This window comes from Streptomyces laculatispora (assembly GCF_017353455.1).
GTDB lineage: Bacteria > Actinomycetota > Actinomycetes > Streptomycetales > Streptomycetaceae > Streptomyces > Streptomyces laculatispora.
In genome coordinates, this window is sequence record NZ_JAFMPZ010000586.1 from 1 (window position 1) to 16,849 (window position 16,849).

Annotated in this window: 12 protein-coding genes and 1 pseudogene; 7 read left to right on the forward strand and 6 right to left on the reverse strand. The window is 71.3% G+C overall.

What is annotated here, in order from left to right; genetic code table 11:
* Positions 1-112: 112 nt before the first annotated feature.
* On the reverse strand, positions 113-3,397 hold the full coding sequence (locus J1C73_RS30970; RefSeq protein WP_207319274.1) for a S41 family peptidase: 3,285 nt from the start codon (positions 3,395-3,397) through the stop codon (positions 113-115).
* Between the two features lie 181 nt (positions 3,398-3,578).
* On the opposite strand from J1C73_RS30970, the gene J1C73_RS30975 reads away from it, so the two are divergent.
* Together J1C73_RS30975 and J1C73_RS30980 are read left to right on the forward strand one after the other, a co-directional pair.
* A complete protein-coding gene (locus J1C73_RS30975) occupies positions 3,579-4,151 on the forward strand; it encodes a TetR/AcrR family transcriptional regulator (protein ID WP_207319275.1) in 573 nt (190 codons plus the stop codon).
* A 114-nt stretch (positions 4,152-4,265) separates the two neighbouring features.
* On the forward strand, positions 4,266-6,494 hold the full coding sequence (locus tag J1C73_RS30980) for an MMPL family transporter (RefSeq protein WP_207319276.1): 2,229 nt from the start codon (positions 4,266-4,268) through the stop codon (positions 6,492-6,494).
* Positions 6,495-6,635: 141 nt separating this feature from the next.
* On the opposite strand, the gene J1C73_RS30985 is transcribed toward J1C73_RS30980, so the two are convergent.
* The 3 genes from J1C73_RS30985 to J1C73_RS30995 form a co-directional block, all read right to left on the reverse strand.
* Positions 6,636-8,246 (reverse strand): PfkB family carbohydrate kinase, encoded by a 1,611-nt coding sequence (locus tag J1C73_RS30985; protein WP_242644956.1) that lies wholly within the window; start codon positions 8,244-8,246, stop codon positions 6,636-6,638.
* On the reverse strand, positions 8,236-9,804 hold the full coding sequence (locus J1C73_RS30990) for a carbohydrate kinase family protein (protein WP_307797838.1): 1,569 nt from the start codon (positions 9,802-9,804) through the stop codon (positions 8,236-8,238). Before J1C73_RS30990 ends, J1C73_RS30985 begins: the two co-directional genes overlap by 11 nt.
* Positions 9,805-9,888: 84 nt before the next feature.
* On the reverse strand, positions 9,889-10,239 hold the full coding sequence (locus J1C73_RS30995; RefSeq protein ID WP_207319277.1) for an SsgA family sporulation/cell division regulator: 351 nt from the start codon (positions 10,237-10,239) through the stop codon (positions 9,889-9,891).
* Positions 10,240-10,425: 186 nt separating this feature from the next.
* Here J1C73_RS30995 and J1C73_RS31000 point away from each other — a divergent pair, with 186 nt between their 5' ends.
* From J1C73_RS31000 to J1C73_RS31020, 5 genes are all read left to right on the forward strand, one after another.
* On the forward strand, positions 10,426-11,493 hold the full coding sequence (locus J1C73_RS31000) for an energy-coupling factor ABC transporter permease (protein ID WP_207319278.1): 1,068 nt from the start codon (positions 10,426-10,428) through the stop codon (positions 11,491-11,493).
* Positions 11,493-12,254 (forward strand): cobalt ECF transporter T component CbiQ, encoded by a 762-nt coding sequence (cbiQ, locus tag J1C73_RS31005; protein WP_207319279.1) that lies wholly within the window; start codon positions 11,493-11,495, stop codon positions 12,252-12,254. Before J1C73_RS31000 ends, cbiQ begins: the two co-directional genes overlap by 1 nt.
* Complete coding sequence (locus J1C73_RS31010) at positions 12,251-13,036, forward strand: energy-coupling factor ABC transporter ATP-binding protein (protein ID WP_207319280.1); 786 nt, start codon at positions 12,251-12,253, stop codon at positions 13,034-13,036. Before cbiQ ends, J1C73_RS31010 begins: the two co-directional genes overlap by 4 nt.
* Before the next feature lie 66 nt (positions 13,037-13,102).
* Positions 13,103-14,263 carry a serine hydrolase domain-containing protein gene (locus J1C73_RS31015; RefSeq protein WP_207319284.1) on the forward strand — a complete coding sequence of 387 codons (1,161 nt, stop codon included), beginning with the start codon at positions 13,103-13,105 and terminating at the stop codon, positions 14,261-14,263.
* Positions 14,260-15,054 (forward strand): SDR family NAD(P)-dependent oxidoreductase, encoded by a 795-nt coding sequence (locus tag J1C73_RS31020; protein WP_207319281.1) that lies wholly within the window; start codon positions 14,260-14,262, stop codon positions 15,052-15,054. The genes J1C73_RS31015 and J1C73_RS31020 overlap by 4 nt, the downstream gene beginning before the upstream one ends.
* Before the next feature lie 272 nt (positions 15,055-15,326).
* On the opposite strand, the gene J1C73_RS35275 is transcribed toward J1C73_RS31020, so the two are convergent.
* Both J1C73_RS35275 and J1C73_RS31030 read right to left on the reverse strand, forming a co-directional pair.
* Positions 15,327-15,491 (reverse strand): DoxX family protein, encoded by a 165-nt coding sequence (locus J1C73_RS35275; RefSeq protein ID WP_242644958.1) that lies wholly within the window; start codon positions 15,489-15,491, stop codon positions 15,327-15,329.
* Between the two features lie 47 nt (positions 15,492-15,538).
* Positions 15,539-16,831 (reverse strand): annotated as a pseudogene (locus J1C73_RS31030) (glycoside hydrolase family 2 TIM barrel-domain containing protein); the annotation flags it as partial.
* Positions 16,832-16,849: the final 18 nt, after the last annotated feature.

The following is a 16,849-nucleotide window of genomic DNA, read 5'->3' on the forward strand; positions in this document are numbered from 1 at the left end:
GGGGGAAGGGTTCCGCCTCTTGACGTACGCGGCAAGCGCATCAACGACGGCACCCCCGAAGGCCGGCTACTCAGCGGCACCGTCTCCTTCATGTCCGCGGTGGACCGGACGCCTACCGCGGCGGCAGCGGAGGCCGCTGCCGGTTGGGGGCCGCCTCGTACGTCGGTGGGGTCGCCTCCGGGTGCGCGGCCAGGAGGTCCAGGGCCATCCAGACCGCGTCGTCCAGCACCGCGTGGCGGCCCTCCGCCCAGTCCAGGGGGGTGCGCAGGGCCTCCACGTCGGGGGAGACGCCGTGGTTCTCCACCGACCAGCCGTACGCGTCGAACCAGGCCGCGTTCATCGGCACCGTGATCACCGTGCCGTCGCCCAGCCGGTGGCGGCCGGTCATGCCGACCACGCCGCCCCAGGTGCGCTGGCCCACCACCGGGCCCAGTTCCAGCAGGCGGAACGCGGCGGTGATCATGTCGCCGTCGGAGGACGTCGCCTCGTCGGCGAGGGCGACCACCGGGCCGCGGGGGGCGTTGGAGGCGTAACTGACGGGCTGGGCGTCGCGGGTGAGGTCCCAGCCGAGGATCGTGCGGGTGAGTTTCTCGACGACGAGTTCGCTGATGTGGCCGCCCGCGTTGCCGCGTACGTCCACGATCAGGGCCGGGCGGGAGACCTCCAGGCGCAGGTCCCGGTTGAACTGGGCCCAGCCGGAGCCGCCCATGTCGGGGATGTGGAGGTAGCCGCAGCGGCCGTCGCTCATCTCCCGTACGACCTCGCGGCGCTTGGCCACCCAGTCCTGGTAGCGCAGCGGGCGTTCGTCGACCAGGGGGACGATCGCGACCCGGCGGGAGCGGCCCTCGCCCTCGGCCGGCCGGAAGGTCAGCTCGACCGTGGTGCCGCCCGCGGCGGAGAGCAGCGGGTAGGGGCCGGTGACCGGGTCCACCGGGCGGCCGTCCACGTGGGTGAGGACCGCGCCCTCCCTGATGCCCGTACCGGCCAGTGGGGAGCGGGCCTTGGAGTCCGAGGAGTCGCCGGGCAGGATGCGCTGGATGGTCCAGTCGCCGTCCCGGCACACCAGGTTCGCGCCGAGCATGCCCATCGCCCGCTGGTAGTGCGGCGGGCCCTCGTTGCGGCGGGCGGGGGCCACGTACGCGTGCGAGGTGCCCAGTTCGCCCAGGACTTCGCGCAGCAGATCGGCGAACTCGTCGGGGGTGGCGACCCGTTCGACCAGGGGGCGGTACTGGTCCAGGATCGCGTCCCAGTCGATGCCGCACATGTCCGGCTCCCAGAAGTAGGAGCGGATGATGCGCCCGGCCTCGCCGTACGCCTGCCGCCACTCCGCCGCCGGGTCGACGTCGTGCAGGATGCGGCGCAGGTCCAGGTAGACCGTGGAGTCGTTGTCGCCGGGCTCGGTCGCGGGGACGGCGCGCAGCTCGCCGTCGTCCATCACGACCAGCCGGGAGGCGTCGCCGCTGACGGCGAACCAGTCGAGGTGGCCGACGAGTTCGGTCTTCTTCGCCTTGGCGATGCTGAAGTGCTCCAGGGTCGGCCGGCCCGACATGTCCGCCGGGTTGGCGAACGTCTCGCCGAGTGCGCCGGAGATCGGCCAGCGCAGCCAGACCAGTCCGCCGCCGCTGACCGGGTACAGCGCCGAGTACTTGGAGGCGGAGACGGGGAAGGGCGTGACCCGGTTCTCCAGTCCCTCGAACTCGACGGTGACCGTGGACCCCTCGGCCGTACCCGCCTCGGCGGAGTCCAACGGGTCGAGGCCGCCCGCGGCCGGCCGGCCGTCGGGGGAGAGCGCGAAGGGGGAGGGGGTCGCCGAGGAGAGCGGGACCAGGTACGGGCGGCAGCCGAGCGGGAAGGAGAGGTCGCCGGTGTGCACGTCGTACACCGGGTCGAAGCCGCGCCAGGAGAGGAACGCGAGGTAGCGGCCGTCGCCGGTGAAGACGGGGTTCTCGTCCTCGAAGCGGCCGTTGGTGACGTCCACGATCACCGGGGCGTCCGGGTCGGCGATCCGGGCCAGTTTGATCTTGCGCAGCGAGCGGCCGACGCCGGGGTGCGACCAGGTCAGCCACGCCCCGTCCGGGGAGAACGCCAGATCGCGGACCGGCCCGTTGGTGGAGCGGATGAGTTCGGTGGGTTCGCCGGTGGCCGTCTCCTCGTCCGTGTCCAGGAGGAGGAGACGGCCGTCGTGCGAGGCGATCGCGAGACGTTCGCCGTCCGGGTCGGCGATCAGCTCCTGGACCCGGCCGACCCGGCCGGAGGCGAGCAGGCGCGGTGCGCGGTCGCCGCTGGCGCGCGGCAGATAGGCGATCTCGATCGCATCCTCGCCCGCCGCGTCCGTCACGTACGCCACCTGGCCGCCGCTGCCGAGCATCTCCGGCAGCCTGACCCGTACACCGGCGGTGTCGGCGATGGTGCGGGCGGGCCCGTCGCGGTGGGTGAGCCAGTACAGGCTGCCGCGCACCGATACGGCGCTGGCCCGGCCGGTCTCGTCCACGGAGAGCGAGTCGACATGGCTGGCGGCGGGCACCTGGTAGGTGCGCCGGCCGGCCCGCGGACCGCCGAGCCGTACCTCCAGCCTGCGGGGGGCCGCGCCGGGTGACTCCAGGTCGTCGGCCAGCCACAGCTCGCCCGCGCACTGGTAGACGACCCGCCGCCCGTCGCTGGAGGCGTGCCGGGCGTAGAACGTGTCGTGGTCGCTGTGGCGGCGCAGATCGCTGCCGTCGGGCAGGCAGGAGTAGAGGTTGCCGACGCCCTCGTGGTCGGAGAGGAAGGCGATCCGGCCGGCGACGAACATCGGCGAGCCGAGGTGTCCGCCGATGTCCGGGAGCAGCCGCTCGCCGTGCAGCCACAGCCGCCCCGTCGCCCCGCCCCGGTACCGCTTCCAGGCGGCCGGCTCGTGCGGCGGGGTGCCGGAGAGCAGCAGGGTGCGGCGCTCGCCCCCGATGTCCGCGACGGCGATGTCGGAGACCGGGCCCCAGGGCAGCCTGCCGCCGGGGCTGCCGTCCGTGGGCAGGCTGTAGGCCCAGGAGAAGTACGAGAACGGCTGCCGGTGCGAGGAGACGGCGAGGATCTGCGCGGCGTCCCCGGCGTCCGGCGTCCAGCCGCAGACCCGGGCGTCCGTCGAACCCCAGTAGGTGAGCCGGCGGGCCGGACCGCCGGTGACCGGCGCCAGATGGATCTCGGGGTCGAGGCTGCGCCAGGTCGTGTACGCGATCCGGGTCCCGTCGGGGGAGAAGCGCGGATGGCTGACTCTGGTGCGGTCGACGGTCACCCGCCAGGCGCGTCCGGGCCGGTCGCCCTCGGGGACGAGAGGGGCGACCCAGAGATCGTCCTCTGCCGCGAAGCAGAGCTGATCCTCGTGGAGGTGCGGGAACCGGAGATACGAGACGTCGTCACTCACCCCTCAATGCTTTCCGTGCACGAGGGCGGCGGCAACTTGTGGTGCGGAACACAAGCGAAACGATTTCGTTTCGCTGGATGCCCGGGGTACCGTCGATGTGTACGAAACAGTTTCGTTCGATTGACTGACATTCGATCGAGTGACGTACGAATCGCGCGAGCTCAGGATCGGGGGTCGACACATGGCACGCACACGGCTCACGCCCGAGCGTGAGGGCGAGCTGTACGCCGCCGTGCTCGACCTGCTCCGCGAGGTCGGCTACGACGCCCTGACCATGGACGCCGTCGCCGCGCGCACCCGTTCCAGCAAGGCCACCCTCTACCGCCAGTGGGGGAGCAAGCCCGAGCTCGTCGTCACGGCTCTGCGGCACAACAAGCCCGTATCCCTCGGCGAGGTCGACACCGGCTCGCTGCGCGGTGACTTCCATGCCGTCCTGAGCCGTAGCGATGACTGCCAGATGGAGAAGGACGCCGCGCTGATGCGGGGTCTGAGCCAAGCCGTCCACAACAACCCCGACCTCCTCCAGGCGCTGCGCGAACTGCTGGTCGAGCCGGAACTGACCGGTCTCGAAGTGCTGCTCGGCCGAGCCCTGGACCGGGGTGAGCTGAGCCCGGACAACCCGGCGCTGAAGTACGTACCGCACATGCTGATCGGCGCGTTCACCGCTCGGCAGCTGATCGAGGACCGCGCCGTGGACCACGCGTTCCTCACCGACTACGTCGACTCCGTGATTCTCCCCGCTCTCGGACTCTGACCCCCGTCCCTCGCACCGCCCTCTCCCCAAGCCCCACCTGACACGCCGCTCTCGTCGTCGGGCTGGTTCCTCACGCCTTTTTCCACTCAACGACCTGACCGGGAGTACGCCTCCGTGGCCACATTCCTCTATAAAATCGGACGGCTCGCCTTCCGGCGCCGCCGCTATGTCGCCCTGATCTGGGTGGCACTGCTGGCGCTCGCCGGATTCGGCGCGGCCTCCGCGTCCACCGCCACCTCCAGCTCCTTCTCGATCCCGGGCACGGAGGCGCAGAAGGCCTTCGACCTGCTGGAACAGCGATTCCCCGCTGCCAGTGCCGACGGCGCGACCGCGCGCATCGTCTTCAAGGCCCCCGAGAACGAGAAGATGACGGACCCGGCCCACAAGGCCGACGTCAAGAAGATCACCAGCCGGCTGAAGTCCGGCTCGGACCAGGTGGCCTCGGTCGTCGACCCGTACACGGGCAACGCCGTCTCCAAGAACGGCTCGACCGCGTACGTCTCGGTGACCTACAAGGTCAACTCGATGGAGCTGACCGACGACACCCGGACCGCCCTGGAGGACGCGGGCGAGGCGGCGCAGAAGACCGGCATGACCGTGGAGATCGGCGGTGACGCGCTCCAGGTGATGCCGGAGACCGGCGCCACCGAGATCATCGGTGTCGCCCTGGCCGCGGTGGTGCTGGTCATCACCTTCGGATCGCTCATCGCGGCGGGGCTGCCCCTGCTCACCGCGCTGATCGGCGTCGGCATCGGCGTCTCGTCGATCACGGCGCTGGCCAATGTGCTGGACCTCGGCTCCACCACCTCGACCCTCGCGATGATGATCGGCCTCGCGGTCGGCATCGACTACGCGCTCTTCATCGTCTCCCGCTACCGCGCCGAACTGGCCGAGGGCCGGGAGCGCGAGGAGGCGGCGGGACGCGCGGTCGGCACGGCCGGTTCCGCGGTCGTCTTCGCCGGGCTCACCGTGGTCATCGCCCTGGTCGGCCTGGCCGTCGTCAACATCCCGATGCTGTCGAAGATGGGCTTCGCCGCGGCCGGCACGGTCGCCATCGCCGTCCTCATCGCGCTCACCCTCGTCCCGGCCCTGCTGGGCTTCGCGGGCAAGCGGGTCATGGGGCGCAAGGCACGCAAGGCCGCCGAGGCCGAGAACAGGCCCGAGGCCAAGCCGAACATGGGCACCCGCTGGGCGCGGTTCGTGCTGCGCAAGCCCGTGTGGGTGCTGCTCGTCGGCGTCCTCGGCCTGGGCGCGATCGCGATCCCGGCCGCCTCCCTGGAGATGGGCCTGCCGGACGACGGCTCCCAGCCCACCAGCACCACGCAGCGCCGCGCCTACGACCTGCTCTCCGAGGGCTTCGGCCCCGGCTTCAACGGCCCGCTGATGGTCGTCGTCGACACGGAGAACAGCTCCGACGGCAAGGCCGCCGCCAAGCGGGTCGGCGACGAGATCTCCGACATGCCCGGTGTCGTCGCCGTCACCCCGGCCAACTTCAACAAGGCCGGCGACGCGGCGATGATCACCGTCGTCCCGAAGGACCGGCCGAGCTCGGTCGAGACCGAGAACGTGGTCCACGCGATCCGCGACGCGGGCACGGACATCAAGTCCGACACCGGCGCCGAGGTCCTGGTCACCGGTTCCACCGCGATGAACATCGACTTCTCGCAGAAGATGAACGACGCGCTGCTGCCGTACCTGGCACTCGTCGTCGGCCTCGCCTTCCTGCTGCTGATGGTGGTCTTCCGGTCGGTGCTGGTGCCGCTGAAGGCGGCGCTCGGCTTCCTGCTCTCGGTCGTCGCGGCCCTGGGCGCGGTCGTCGCGGTCTTCCAGTGGGGCTGGCTCGGCTCGCTCTTCGGGGTCGAGCAGACCGGTCCGATCATGTCGATGATGCCGATCTTCATGGTGGGTGTGGTCTTCGGTCTCGCGATGGACTACGAGGTCTTCCTCGTGACCCGGATGCGTGAGGCGTACGTCCACGGGGAGAAGCCCGGCCAGGCGATCGTCACCGGCTTCAAGCACGGCGCCCGGGTGGTCACGGCCGCGGCCGTGATCATGATGGCGGTCTTCTCCGGCTTCATCGGCTCCAGCGAGCAGATGATCAAGATGATCGGCTTCTCGCTGGCCATCGCCGTCTTCTTCGACGCGTTCGTCGTGCGGATGGCCATCGTGCCCGCGGTCCTCGCCCTGCTCGGCAAGCGCGCCTGGTGGCTGCCGCGCTGGCTGGACCGGGTGCTGCCCAACGTGGACGTGGAGGGCGAGGGGCTGCGCAAGGAGCTCGGCGCCCCGGCCGGGGACGGCGCCGGTCCGGACCCCGGCGGTGAGCGCGAGCTGACCCGCGTCTGAGCCGCCGCCGGAGAGCCGCTGACCTCCGGAGCCGCGCCTGAGCGGAGTGCGGCCCCGGAAGCGCCGGTTACCTGTGGGGACGGGGGACCGGAGCGACGAGAGCCCCCGTGCACCAGGTGCACGGGGGCTCTCGGCATGGGACTACGTACGCTCGAATCCGTGGGTCCGCAGCGCCCGGTCCAGGTGCCAGAACGTCTTGTCGATGGCGTTGCGCGGGAAGGTGATCGTGTACGGCGCGGCGACCGCGGGAACGGACTCGCAGCCCTCTTCGGCCAGGACCAGCACCCGGTCGAACCCGCAGTGGCCCTGGAACAGGCCGATCTCGTGGATCACGTTCTGGCGGGCGACCAGGTGCCCGTCCCCCGTGGTGTCCTCCGCGGTGAGTACGCAGATCGCGAAGCTGCAGCGCTGCATGTAGTCGGCGAGCGCCTCGGTGACCTGGCGGCTGCCCCACGCATCGGACTCGAAGGAGTAGACGGGCAGGCCGAACCGCCGCTCCACGAAGGCCTTGACGGCCAGCCATTCGGGATTTCGTCCATGGGCGACGAAGACCCCCACGGGGCGGCCCGCCGTACGGCGGGCGGCGTCCAGGGAGCGGATGAAGTCCCGGGTGACCTCGGCGAACTGGCCGTGGCCGTGGCTGCCCACGTAGCGCAGCTTGTGGCGTGCGAGTGCCATGCCGAGCAGGGAGCCGAGTTCGACCTGAAGCCGGTCTCCGGTGATGACGGCGAGCAGGCCGGCGGCGAAGACGTCGCCGGCGCCGGTGGCGTCCTCGACCTGGTCGTCGGGGAGCACCGCCTGGGAGTAGAAGTCATCCAGGGCCTTGCCCCGTTCGCGGCGCCAGGACTGGATTCCCGCGCGGCGTTTCACCACGATCACACCGCGGTCGCCGGTGACCCGGTCCAGCAGGCGCGCGGCGACGTCCGCGTCGGTGTCCTGGTCGGTGCGGCGGCCCAGTTCGTGGAACTCGCGGTGGTTGAGCAGCAGGTAGTCGGCCAGCGCGACGATCGCTTCGGTCTCCGGGGTGGGCTGGGCGCTCCAGACGTGGCCGGGGTCGACGCTGATCAGGGTGTGGGGGCTGGCCCGCTTGACCGCCGTGAGAAGGGCGAGGAGCTGCGCGGGGGTGCGGTCGTCGAGGAAGGAGGTGACGTGGATGACCCGGGCGTCGGACAGGTAGGCGACGAGCTCGTCGAAGGAACGCTCGAGGTGGTCGGCCATGGCGGCGTTGGCACCGGCATGGGTGAGGAGGGTGCGTTCACCGTCCTCGGTGAAGGAGAAGCACACGCCGCACAGGTGCTCGTCGTCGCGGAACACGAACGAATGGTCCACGCCCAGTGCTTCCATCTGCTGAACGGCCGACAGACCCGGGCCGGGCACACGCCCGGCGACGCCGACGTAACCGAGACGCAGGTCGAGCTGGAGCTGCGCGAGCGTGTGGACGGCGTTGTAGGCGGAGCCTCCGAGCGAGGTCTGGAGGGACGCGGCGTTGACGGCTTCCAGTGCCGCGTACACGGTGGCCTCGTCAACGGCGCTCTCCGTGCCCCACTCGGGTGCCGGCCGCCCGGTGTCGAGCAGACCGGCGATCCGCTCGACGAGCGGCGTGGGGCGCTCGGTGTCCTTTCCCCGCTCGGAGCCCCTGTCCCGCTCGGAGTGGGTGATGTAGTCGAGGTTCAGGGCTCCGATCCCGACCACATCCAGCGCGAAGCCGGGACGTGGCGAAACCGCCGGCCTGTTGGTGGGGTCACTGGTCATGGCGACTGCCTCCTCGCGTCAGAATGCCCTCCCTGATCAGCATTCGCTCCAACTCCAAGAACGTGCTGTGGATACGGTCGGGCCCGTAGTCGAGCCGAATCAGACCCGCGTTGTTGGAGAACGGTTCGCATCCCTCCTCGGCCAGGATGGCGACGCGTCCGAAGCCGTAGTAGCCCTGGAAGATGCCGACCTGGTGAACGGTGTCCTCGCCGGCACGCCTGCTCCCGCCGCCCATCAGCCGGGTGGCGGAGAGCACGCACACCGCGAAGCCGCTGCGGGCCAGCTGCTCCCGCATCAGCCGGGCGTACTCGGGGCCGGACGCGTGCTCGACGCCGAGCGCATGGACCGTGAGGTGACAGTCCTCGACCAGGAACTGCCGAAGGGTCTGCCACTGTGCGCCGCCGTCGTGGGCCACCAGTACCGCGGTGGCCCGGGCTCCCGGCCCGGTCAGGGTCTCGGCCGACTGCAGGAAACCGTCCCGGCCCAGCGCCGACGCGCCGGAGGCCGGGCGGTGAGCGGTGCGGTGCCGTGACAGGCTCAGGCCGAGGTAGGAGCCGAGCTCCACCTGCAGTCGCCGGGAGGTGGCTGCCGCGAGGACGGAGGCGGCGAACACGTCGCCGGCACCGGTGGCGTCCTCCAGTGGCTTCTCACGTACGGGCCTGCGCAGTTGGAACCGCTGCTCAAGGGCGCCCTGCGGGGAGGAGCGGAAGACCTTCACGAAGTCGTAGCGCTTGGTGACGAACACCGTCGCCGTGGCAGAGCACCGGGCCAGAACCCGGGCGGAGAGCACCTCGTCGGACTCGCCGAGCGCGTACTCGCCCAGCGCCCTGAACTCACGGTGGTTGACGAACAGCAGGTCGCTCAGGGCGAGGATTCCGTCGATCGCCTCGCTCCGGTGCTCGGCCCAGTCGAATCCCGGGTCGAAGCTGATCCTCAGTGCCGGATTGCGCCGGCGCGCGTCGGTGAGCACGCGCAGCATCAGCGGCGGCGTGTCCGCGTCCAGGAAGGAGGTGACATGCACGATCCGTGCCGCGGCGAGGTAGTCGGCGATCTGATCGCCGTACCGAAGCAGGTGATCCGCCATCGCGAAGTTCGCGCCCGGGTGCGTGAGCATCACCCGCTCCACGTCGTCCGGGTAGGACAGGCACACCCCGCACAGCAGGTCGGGGCGCCGCCCCACGAACCGCCGGTCGATCCCGAGCCGGTCCATCTGTCCCACGAAGGACAGCCCGGGGGTCTCCATCCGGCCGACCACCCCGACGTACCCGAGCCGGATGCCGAGCCGCATCTGGGCCAGCGTGAAGATGGTCAGCCACGCCGACCCGCCCAGCGAGGCGTCCAGCGACGAGGTGCCCAACCGCTCGATCGCCCTGGCGATGGTCGCGGCGTCGACCGGTCCCTCGGTGTTCCACTCGAAGCGGGCCGTCGATTCCGACACCTGCTCCGTCATCCCGGCCGACAGCCGGGACGCGCTCGCGATGTAGTCGACGTTCAGTGCCCCGAACCCCACCACCTCGACGGGCCGCAGCCCCTGCGCTAAGTCTCCAACACCGTCCACGGCGCCCCCCGCCAGATTCGTCGCTTCCTCTGCGCCGAGTCATACCCGCCCCGGGGGTTCATCCACCGCACGACGGGGGAGCGCTCAGGCGCGGGCGGTCTCGGTCCTGGTCTCGGCGTGGGTGCGCCGCAGGAAGCGGATCAGGGGGGCGCTGTCGAACTGCACCACCTCGACGCCGGCCGCCGAATGGAGCTCGACGACCAGCTGGGCCCGGCCGCACGGCCAGATCCGGTAGCCGTCGTGCTCGACCGGGGCGCGCAGCCCGCGCTCCAGCAGCTCGCGTTCGACGGCCCACTCCGCGCCGCCGGGGAAGGCGACACGGATCGTGTGCGGAGCGGCGGCGGTGTCGTATCGCAGCTCGACCGGGACCGTGGGCAGGTCGCGGGCGTCGGTGACGAGCCGGGCGCGGGCATGTTCTTTGATCACGGGGGACATGGGCCGGCTCCTCCTGTATGTATGACTTCGTCCTCTAATGTCCCATATTTTACGTAAAGAGCACTGTGGGGACCCTGGGTAGTTGTGGCGGAAGCGCTCTTGCGAACAGTTCGCAACAAGGTCCTATTATTGAGAGGTTCATGACCCCGCGCAGCAATGCAGGAACGCAGGAAGCGGAGCCTCCCCATGCATGTACCCGACGGATTCATCAACGCACCCGTCTCCGCCGTGGCCGGAGTCGTGGCCGCCGGTGCCGTGGCCGTCAGCCTGAAGGGGGCCCGCCGGGAACTGGACGAGAAGACCGCGCCGCTGGCCGGGCTGGTCGCCGCCTTCATCTTCGCCGTGCAGATGCTGAACTTCCCGGTCGCCGCCGGGACCAGCGGCCATCTGCTGGGCGGGGCGCTGGCCGCGATCCTGGTCGGGCCGTACACCGGCATCCTCTGTATTTCCGTCGTCCTGCTGATGCAGGGCATCCTGTTCGCCGACGGCGGGCTCACCGCGCTCGGCGTGAACATCCTGGACATGGGCATCGTGACCACCGTCGTCGCGTACGCCCTCTTCCGCGCACTGGTCGGCCTGCTGCCGCGCACCCGCCGCTCCATGACCGGCGCCGCCTTCGTCGCCGCACTCGTCTCCGTACCGGCCGCGGCCTGCGCCTTCACGCTGATGTACTGGATCGGCGGCACCACCGACATCCCGATCGGCAAGGTCTTCACCGCGATGGTCGGGGTCCACGTCCTGATCGGCATCGGCGAGGCCGTGATCACCGCGCTGACCGTCGGCGCCGTCATCGCCGTACGCCCCGACCTGGTCCACGGCGCCCGCGGGCTCACCGCCCCGCTCAAGCTCCGGATCGACGGCGAACTCGTCGACGCACCCGCCCCCGAGCCCGTCGCCGCGGCCCCGGCCGCCCGCTCCAACCGGGGCCCGTGGGCCACCGGCCTGGTCACCGCGCTGGTGCTCGCCGGCTTCGTCTCCTTCTACGCCTCCGCCAGCCCCGACGGCCTGGAGAAGGTCGCCACCGACCAGGGCATCGACAAGAAGACCGAGGAGCACGCGTCCAAGGACTCCCCGCTCGCCGACTACGGCGTCAAGGACGTCTCCGACGCCCGGATCTCCGGGGGACTGGCCGGAGTGATCGGCGTCGGCGCCACCCTCGTCGTCGGCAGCGGCGCGTTCTACGTCGTCACCCGCCGCCGTCGTGCGAAGGACGAGCCCGCGGACGGCACCACCCGTACCGACGAGAAGGTCTGATGGGCGCGGGGCACGCCCACAAGCTCTACCGGCACGGGCACTCGCCGGTCCACGACCTGCCGCCGCACTGCAAGCTCGCCGCCGTCTTCTGCTTCGTCGTGGTCGTCGTCACCACCCCGCGCGAGGCGGTGTGGGCGTTCGGGCTGTACGCGCTGCTGATCGCGGGCGTCACCGCACTCGCCCGCATCCCGGTCGGCTTCCTCCTCAAACGGCTGCTGATCGAGGTGCCGTTCGTCGCGTTCGCGCTGCTCATGCCGTTCGTGGTGCCCGGCGAGCAGACCCATGTGCTCGGCCTCTCCGTCAGCGTCCCCGGCCTCTGGGGCGCCTGGAACGTCCTGGCCAAGGGCACCCTCGGCGTCGCCGCCTCCGTGCTCCTCGCCTCCACCACCGAACTGCGCTCCCTGCTGCTCGGCCTCCAGCGCCTGAGGCTGCCGCCGCTGCTCGTCCAGATCGCCTCCTTCATGATCCGGTACGGCGATGTGATCACCGACGAGATGCGCCGGATGTCCATCGCCCGCCGCTCGCGCGGCTTCGAGGCGCGCGGGGTACGGCAGTGGGGCGTGCTGGCGAAATCGGCCGGCGCGCTCTTCATCAGGTCCTACGAGCGCGGCGAGCGCGTCCACCTCGCGATGGTCAGCCGCGGCTACACCGGCACCATGCCGGTCATCGACGAGGTGACCGCCTCGCGCACCCAGTGGGCGTACGCGTCGGCACTCCCCCTGCTCGCCCTCGTCGTGTGTCTGCTGGGATGGACCGTATGAGCCAGTCCCCCGTCGCCCCCGTTCCGACCCCGCCGCCGTCCCTGGAGGTCGGCGGTCTCGCCTACGCCTACCCCGACGGCCACCAGGCGCTCTTCGGCATCGATCTGACCGTCGCGCGCGGCGAGCGCGTCGCCCTGCTCGGCCCGAACGGGGCCGGCAAGACCACGCTCGTCCTGCACCTCAACGGCATCCTCGACGCGGGCGCCGGCACCGTCCGGGTCGCCGGGCTCCCGGTGGAGAAGCGCAACCTCGCCGAGATCCGCCGCCGCGTCGGCATCGTCTTCCAGGACCCCGACGACCAGCTCTTCATGCCCACCGTCCGCGAGGACGTCGCCTTCGGGCCCGCGTCGAGCGGACTGCGCGGCGCCGAACTGGAGGAGCGGGTCACCGACGCGCTGAAGCAGGTCGGCATGGAGGAGTACCTCAACCGGCCGCCGCACCACCTCTCCTTCGGCCAGCGCCGCCGCGTCGCCGTCGCCACGGTCCTCGCGATGCGGCCCGAGATCCTCGTCCTGGACGAGCCCTCCTCCAACCTGGACCCGGCCTCCCGCCGCGAACTCGCCGACATCCTGCGGTCCTTGGACGTCACCGTGCTGATGGTCACGCACGACCTGCCGTACGCCCTGGAGCTGTGCGGCCGCGCGGTCATCCTCAGCGACGGGGTCATCGTCGCCGACGACCGCACCCAGGACCTGCTCTGCGACGAGCAACTGATGCGCGCGCACCGGCTGGAGCTCCCCTTCGGGTTCGACCCGCGCTCCGTGAAGGTGAACATGAGGTAACCCGCCCCACGTCCGACCTGCGGCGCAATGCACCATGGGGGGATGAGCGGGAGCGCGGGAACAGGCGTGGACGTACGGGGCGCGGTGGTGCCCGGATTCGAACCGGTCCGGGATGCCTTCATCCGTAACTTCGAGCAGCGCGGCGACCGCGGGGCAGCGGTCACCGTCTACCGGCACGGGCGCAAGGTCGTCGATCTGTGGGCCGGGACCAGAGACGTCGACGGCGTCGAGCCGTGGGCCGTCGACACCGTGCAGGTCGTCCGCTCGGCCGGCAAGGGCATCGCCGCCGCCGTCCCGCTGCTGCTGCACCAGCGCGGCCAGATCGATCTGCACGCGCCGGTCGGCACCTACTGGCCCGAGTTCAAGGCCAACGGCAAGGAGCGCGTACTCGTGCGCCACCTCCTCGCCCACCGGGCCGGGGTCCCGGCCCTGGACCGGACGCTGACCCCCGAGGAGGCGGCCGACGGGGTGAGCGGGCCGCGGGCCGTCGCCGCCCAGCGCCCCGAGTGGGAGCCCGGCGCCGAACACGGCTACCACGCGCAGACCTACAGCTGGCTCCTCGGCGAACTGGTGCGACGCGTCACCGGACGCACCGTCGGCCGCTGGGTGGCCGAGGAGATCGCCCGCCCGCTCGGCCTGGACTTCTGGTTCGGCATCCCGGCGGACGAGGCCCACCGGGTGGGCCGGATCGGACCGGCCGAGGCACCCGCGGGCGACGGCACGGGCGCGCTGCGGATGCGCCCCAAGCGCTCCGTCGTCGACGCCTACCGCGACCCGGACTCGCTGACCCGCCGGGCGTTCGGCGCCATCGACCCGTTCCCCGACGAGAACGACTCCGGCTACCGGGCGGCCGAACTCCCCGCGTCCAACGGCATCGCCACCGCCCGGGGTCTGGCCCGCTGCTACGCCGCGATGATCGGGCCGGTCGACGGCCACCGGCTGTTCGCCCCCGCCACGCTGACACTGGCCCGCACCGAGGAGTCCGCGGGCCCCGACCGGGTGCTGGTCGTCAACACCCGTTTCGGGCTCGGCTACATGCTGCACGGACCGGCCTCCCCGCTGCTCTCCCCGGGCTCCTTCGGTCACCCCGGCCGGGGCGGTTCGCTCGGCTTCGCCGACCCCGAAGCGGGCATCGCGCTCGGCTATGTGACGAACGGTCTGCAGAAGGGAGTCACCGCCGACCCCCGTGCCCAGGCACTGGTCCGCGCAGTACGGTCGGCGCTATGACTTCTGCTGAGCTCGCGCGATTCGACGGATACGGCGTCCTCATCACCGGTGCGGGCCAGGGCATCGGCGCCGCCACGGCCCACCGGCTCGCGGCCGAGGGCGCCCGGGTCCTGGTCACCGACCTGGACCCGGACCGGGCCGCGCGGGTGGCGGCGCGGATCGTGGAGTCGGGCGGCACGGCAGAGTCGCTGGGCTGCGACGTGACCGACCGGGCGGCGGTCGAGGCGGCGGTGGCCCACGCGGTCTCGGCGTTCGGCGCGCTCGACGTACTGGTGAACAACGCCTACGCGTGCACCGCGGACGCCGCGCTCTTCGAGGACGAGCCGGACGAGGTCTGGGAGCGCGACCTCGACGTCACACTCAGCGGCGCCTACCGCTGCTCGCGTGCCGCGCTGCCCCACCTCGCGGCGTCCGGCCGGGGCGCGATCGTCAGCATCGGATCGGTCAACGGCGTGCAGGACTTCGGCAACCACGCCTACAGCGCCGCCAAGGCGGGCCTGGGCAGCCTCACCCGTACGCTCGCGGGCCACGCCGGACCGCGCGGGGTGCGGGTCAACCTGGTTACGCCCGGCACGATCCGTACCGACGCCTGGTCCGGCCGCGACGCCGAACTCTCCCGGGTCAGCGGCCTCTACCCGCTCGGCCGGATCGGCGAGCCGGAGGACATCGCGGCCGCCGTCGCCTTCCTCGCCTCCCGCGACGCGGCCTGGGTCACCGGGACGACGCTGTGCGTGGACGGCGGGCTGACCGCGGTGAACACGGGCTTCCGGCAGGCGATCGCGAAGGAGTAGGGCCCCCGGGACCTCCCGTTCGGATCAGCTCGGCGCCACCGGCTCGTTCTCCATCGGGGACATCGCGCCGGGCGTGGCCGTCTCCGGCATCGGCGCGGGCCGGTGGCCTTCCTCGCCGTCACCCTGCTGCTGCCGAGGAAGGCGCGGCCCGAGGGCGAGCAGTACGCCGGGGCGCGCGAGGGCGCCGCGGTGTGACGGGCGCCGGGTGCCACGCACACCACCGGCCTCCCGGGGGCAGTCCCGGGAGGCCGGTGCGCGCAGTACCCGTCCCCTCAGGCGGGCACCCGCAGGTGCTGCTCCCGCTGGACGTCCGCGTCCTTGCGGGTGGCTCCGCGGGAGGTGAACAGCCGGTCCGCGGCCAGCGCGCCCGGCCCCGAGAAGACGATCAGCAGCAGCGTCCAGCAGAAGAAGACCGCGGCCTCGCCGCCGTTCTCCATCGGGAGCAGGCCCCGCTGCTGGTGCACGTCGAAGTACGCGAACGCCAGGCCTTCACATAGACCTTGTAGACGCCCGTCCTGGACGGCGCCTTCGCGGTCAGGGTGCCGTCGCCGTTGTCCTTGGTCCCGGCCGGGACGAGCGCCTTGTCCTGGTCGATGTAGTTGCTGCTGAACAGCACCTGGTAGCTGATCGCGTCGCCGTCCGGATCGGACGTCCTGGTGCTGATCCGCACGTCACCGCCGGTGGGGACGCCGGAGGTGGCGTTGTCCACCGTCATGTCCGTGATCACCGGAGGAGTGTTGTCGCCCGAGGTGTCCGCGCCGTACGCCTTCTTCACGGCGTAGTACGAGAGCCGCTTCGCGCCGCCCGGCAGCAGGTTGAACCAGACGCCGCCGAAGTCGTCCTCGACGCCGTAGTGGAACATCGTGGCGCCGAGCGCGACCCCGGTGTGGCCGGTGATACAGCCCCACGCCTTGGTGTAGCCCTCACCCTTGGCGACATCGGTCGGCTCGGTCGGGACGCCGTTCGCGTCGTCGTCGACCTCCCACTCACCGGCCGGGCCCGTCTCGGTGACGATGTAGGGCTTGTCGTAACCGCCCTGTTCCCAGTCGGACTTGATGGTGCACACCGCGTTGTAGGCGTTGACGGCGTACAGGTCGAGATCCGGGGCGTTCCTCTTGTAGTACGGCCAGGCGCCCGTCCAGGCGTCGGTCGAAGTGACCGGGTGGTTGGGGTCGACCGCGTGGATCTTCTTCGCGATGTCGTTCACGAAGGTGGTGTACGCGTTGCGCTGGGCCTCCAGCTCGTCACCGCCGTAGCAGTTCTGCAGGCCGAGCGTCGACTCGTTGCCGACGTTCCACATCAGCACGCCGGGGTTGTCCTTGTAGGTGTCCACCCACTTGGGGAACTCCGCGAGCATGTTGTTCTTGTACTCGGTGTCCGTCAGGTAGTTGACGCAGCCGCCGCTGCCCGGCCCGCCGCCCGGCTGGAGCCAGAAGCCCGCGATCACCTTGACACCGTGGGCCGCCGCCGAGTCGAAGAGCGGCTTGCTGGTGGCGTCGGTGCCCCAGGTGCGGATGGTGTTGACGCCCATGGACGCCACGTCCGGCATGTACTTCTCGGCGTCGGCGGCCGAGGGGCCCCAGGTCAGACCCTTGACCGTATACGGCGAACCGTCCACGGTCAGCTGCCAGGCACCCTGCGAACCGGTGACCTTGACGACGCTGCCGGCCGCCTGGGCGGCGGGCGCCTGGAGGGCCACCAGGGCGCCGGCCAGCAGTGCCGTGGCCGCCCAGGGGGCCACGAGGCGTTTGGCCGATCGAGTGGGGGGTTGGCGCATCTCGTTCTCCTTGCGGGG

Coding starts and splice junctions, on each gene's coding strand:
- J1C73_RS30995 (WP_207319277.1), bottom strand. CDS start 10,239: ATGTCCCCCGTGATCAAAGAACATGCCCGCGCCCGGCTCGTCACCGAC.
- cbiQ (WP_207319279.1), top strand. CDS start 11,493: ATGGGCGCGGGGCACGCCCACAAGCTCTACCGGCACGGGCACTCGCCG.
- J1C73_RS31000 (WP_207319278.1), top strand. CDS start 10,426: ATGCATGTACCCGACGGATTCATCAACGCACCCGTCTCCGCCGTGGCC.
- J1C73_RS31010 (WP_207319280.1), top strand. CDS start 12,251: ATGAGCCAGTCCCCCGTCGCCCCCGTTCCGACCCCGCCGCCGTCCCTG.
- J1C73_RS31020 (WP_207319281.1), top strand. CDS start 14,260: ATGACTTCTGCTGAGCTCGCGCGATTCGACGGATACGGCGTCCTCATC.
- J1C73_RS30975 (WP_207319275.1), top strand. CDS start 3,579: ATGGCACGCACACGGCTCACGCCCGAGCGTGAGGGCGAGCTGTACGCC.
- J1C73_RS35275 (WP_242644958.1), bottom strand. CDS start 15,491: ATGGAGAACGGCGGCGAGGCCGCGGTCTTCTTCTGCTGGACGCTGCTG.
- J1C73_RS30985 (WP_242644956.1), bottom strand. CDS start 8,246: ATGACCAGTGACCCCACCAACAGGCCGGCGGTTTCGCCACGTCCCGGC.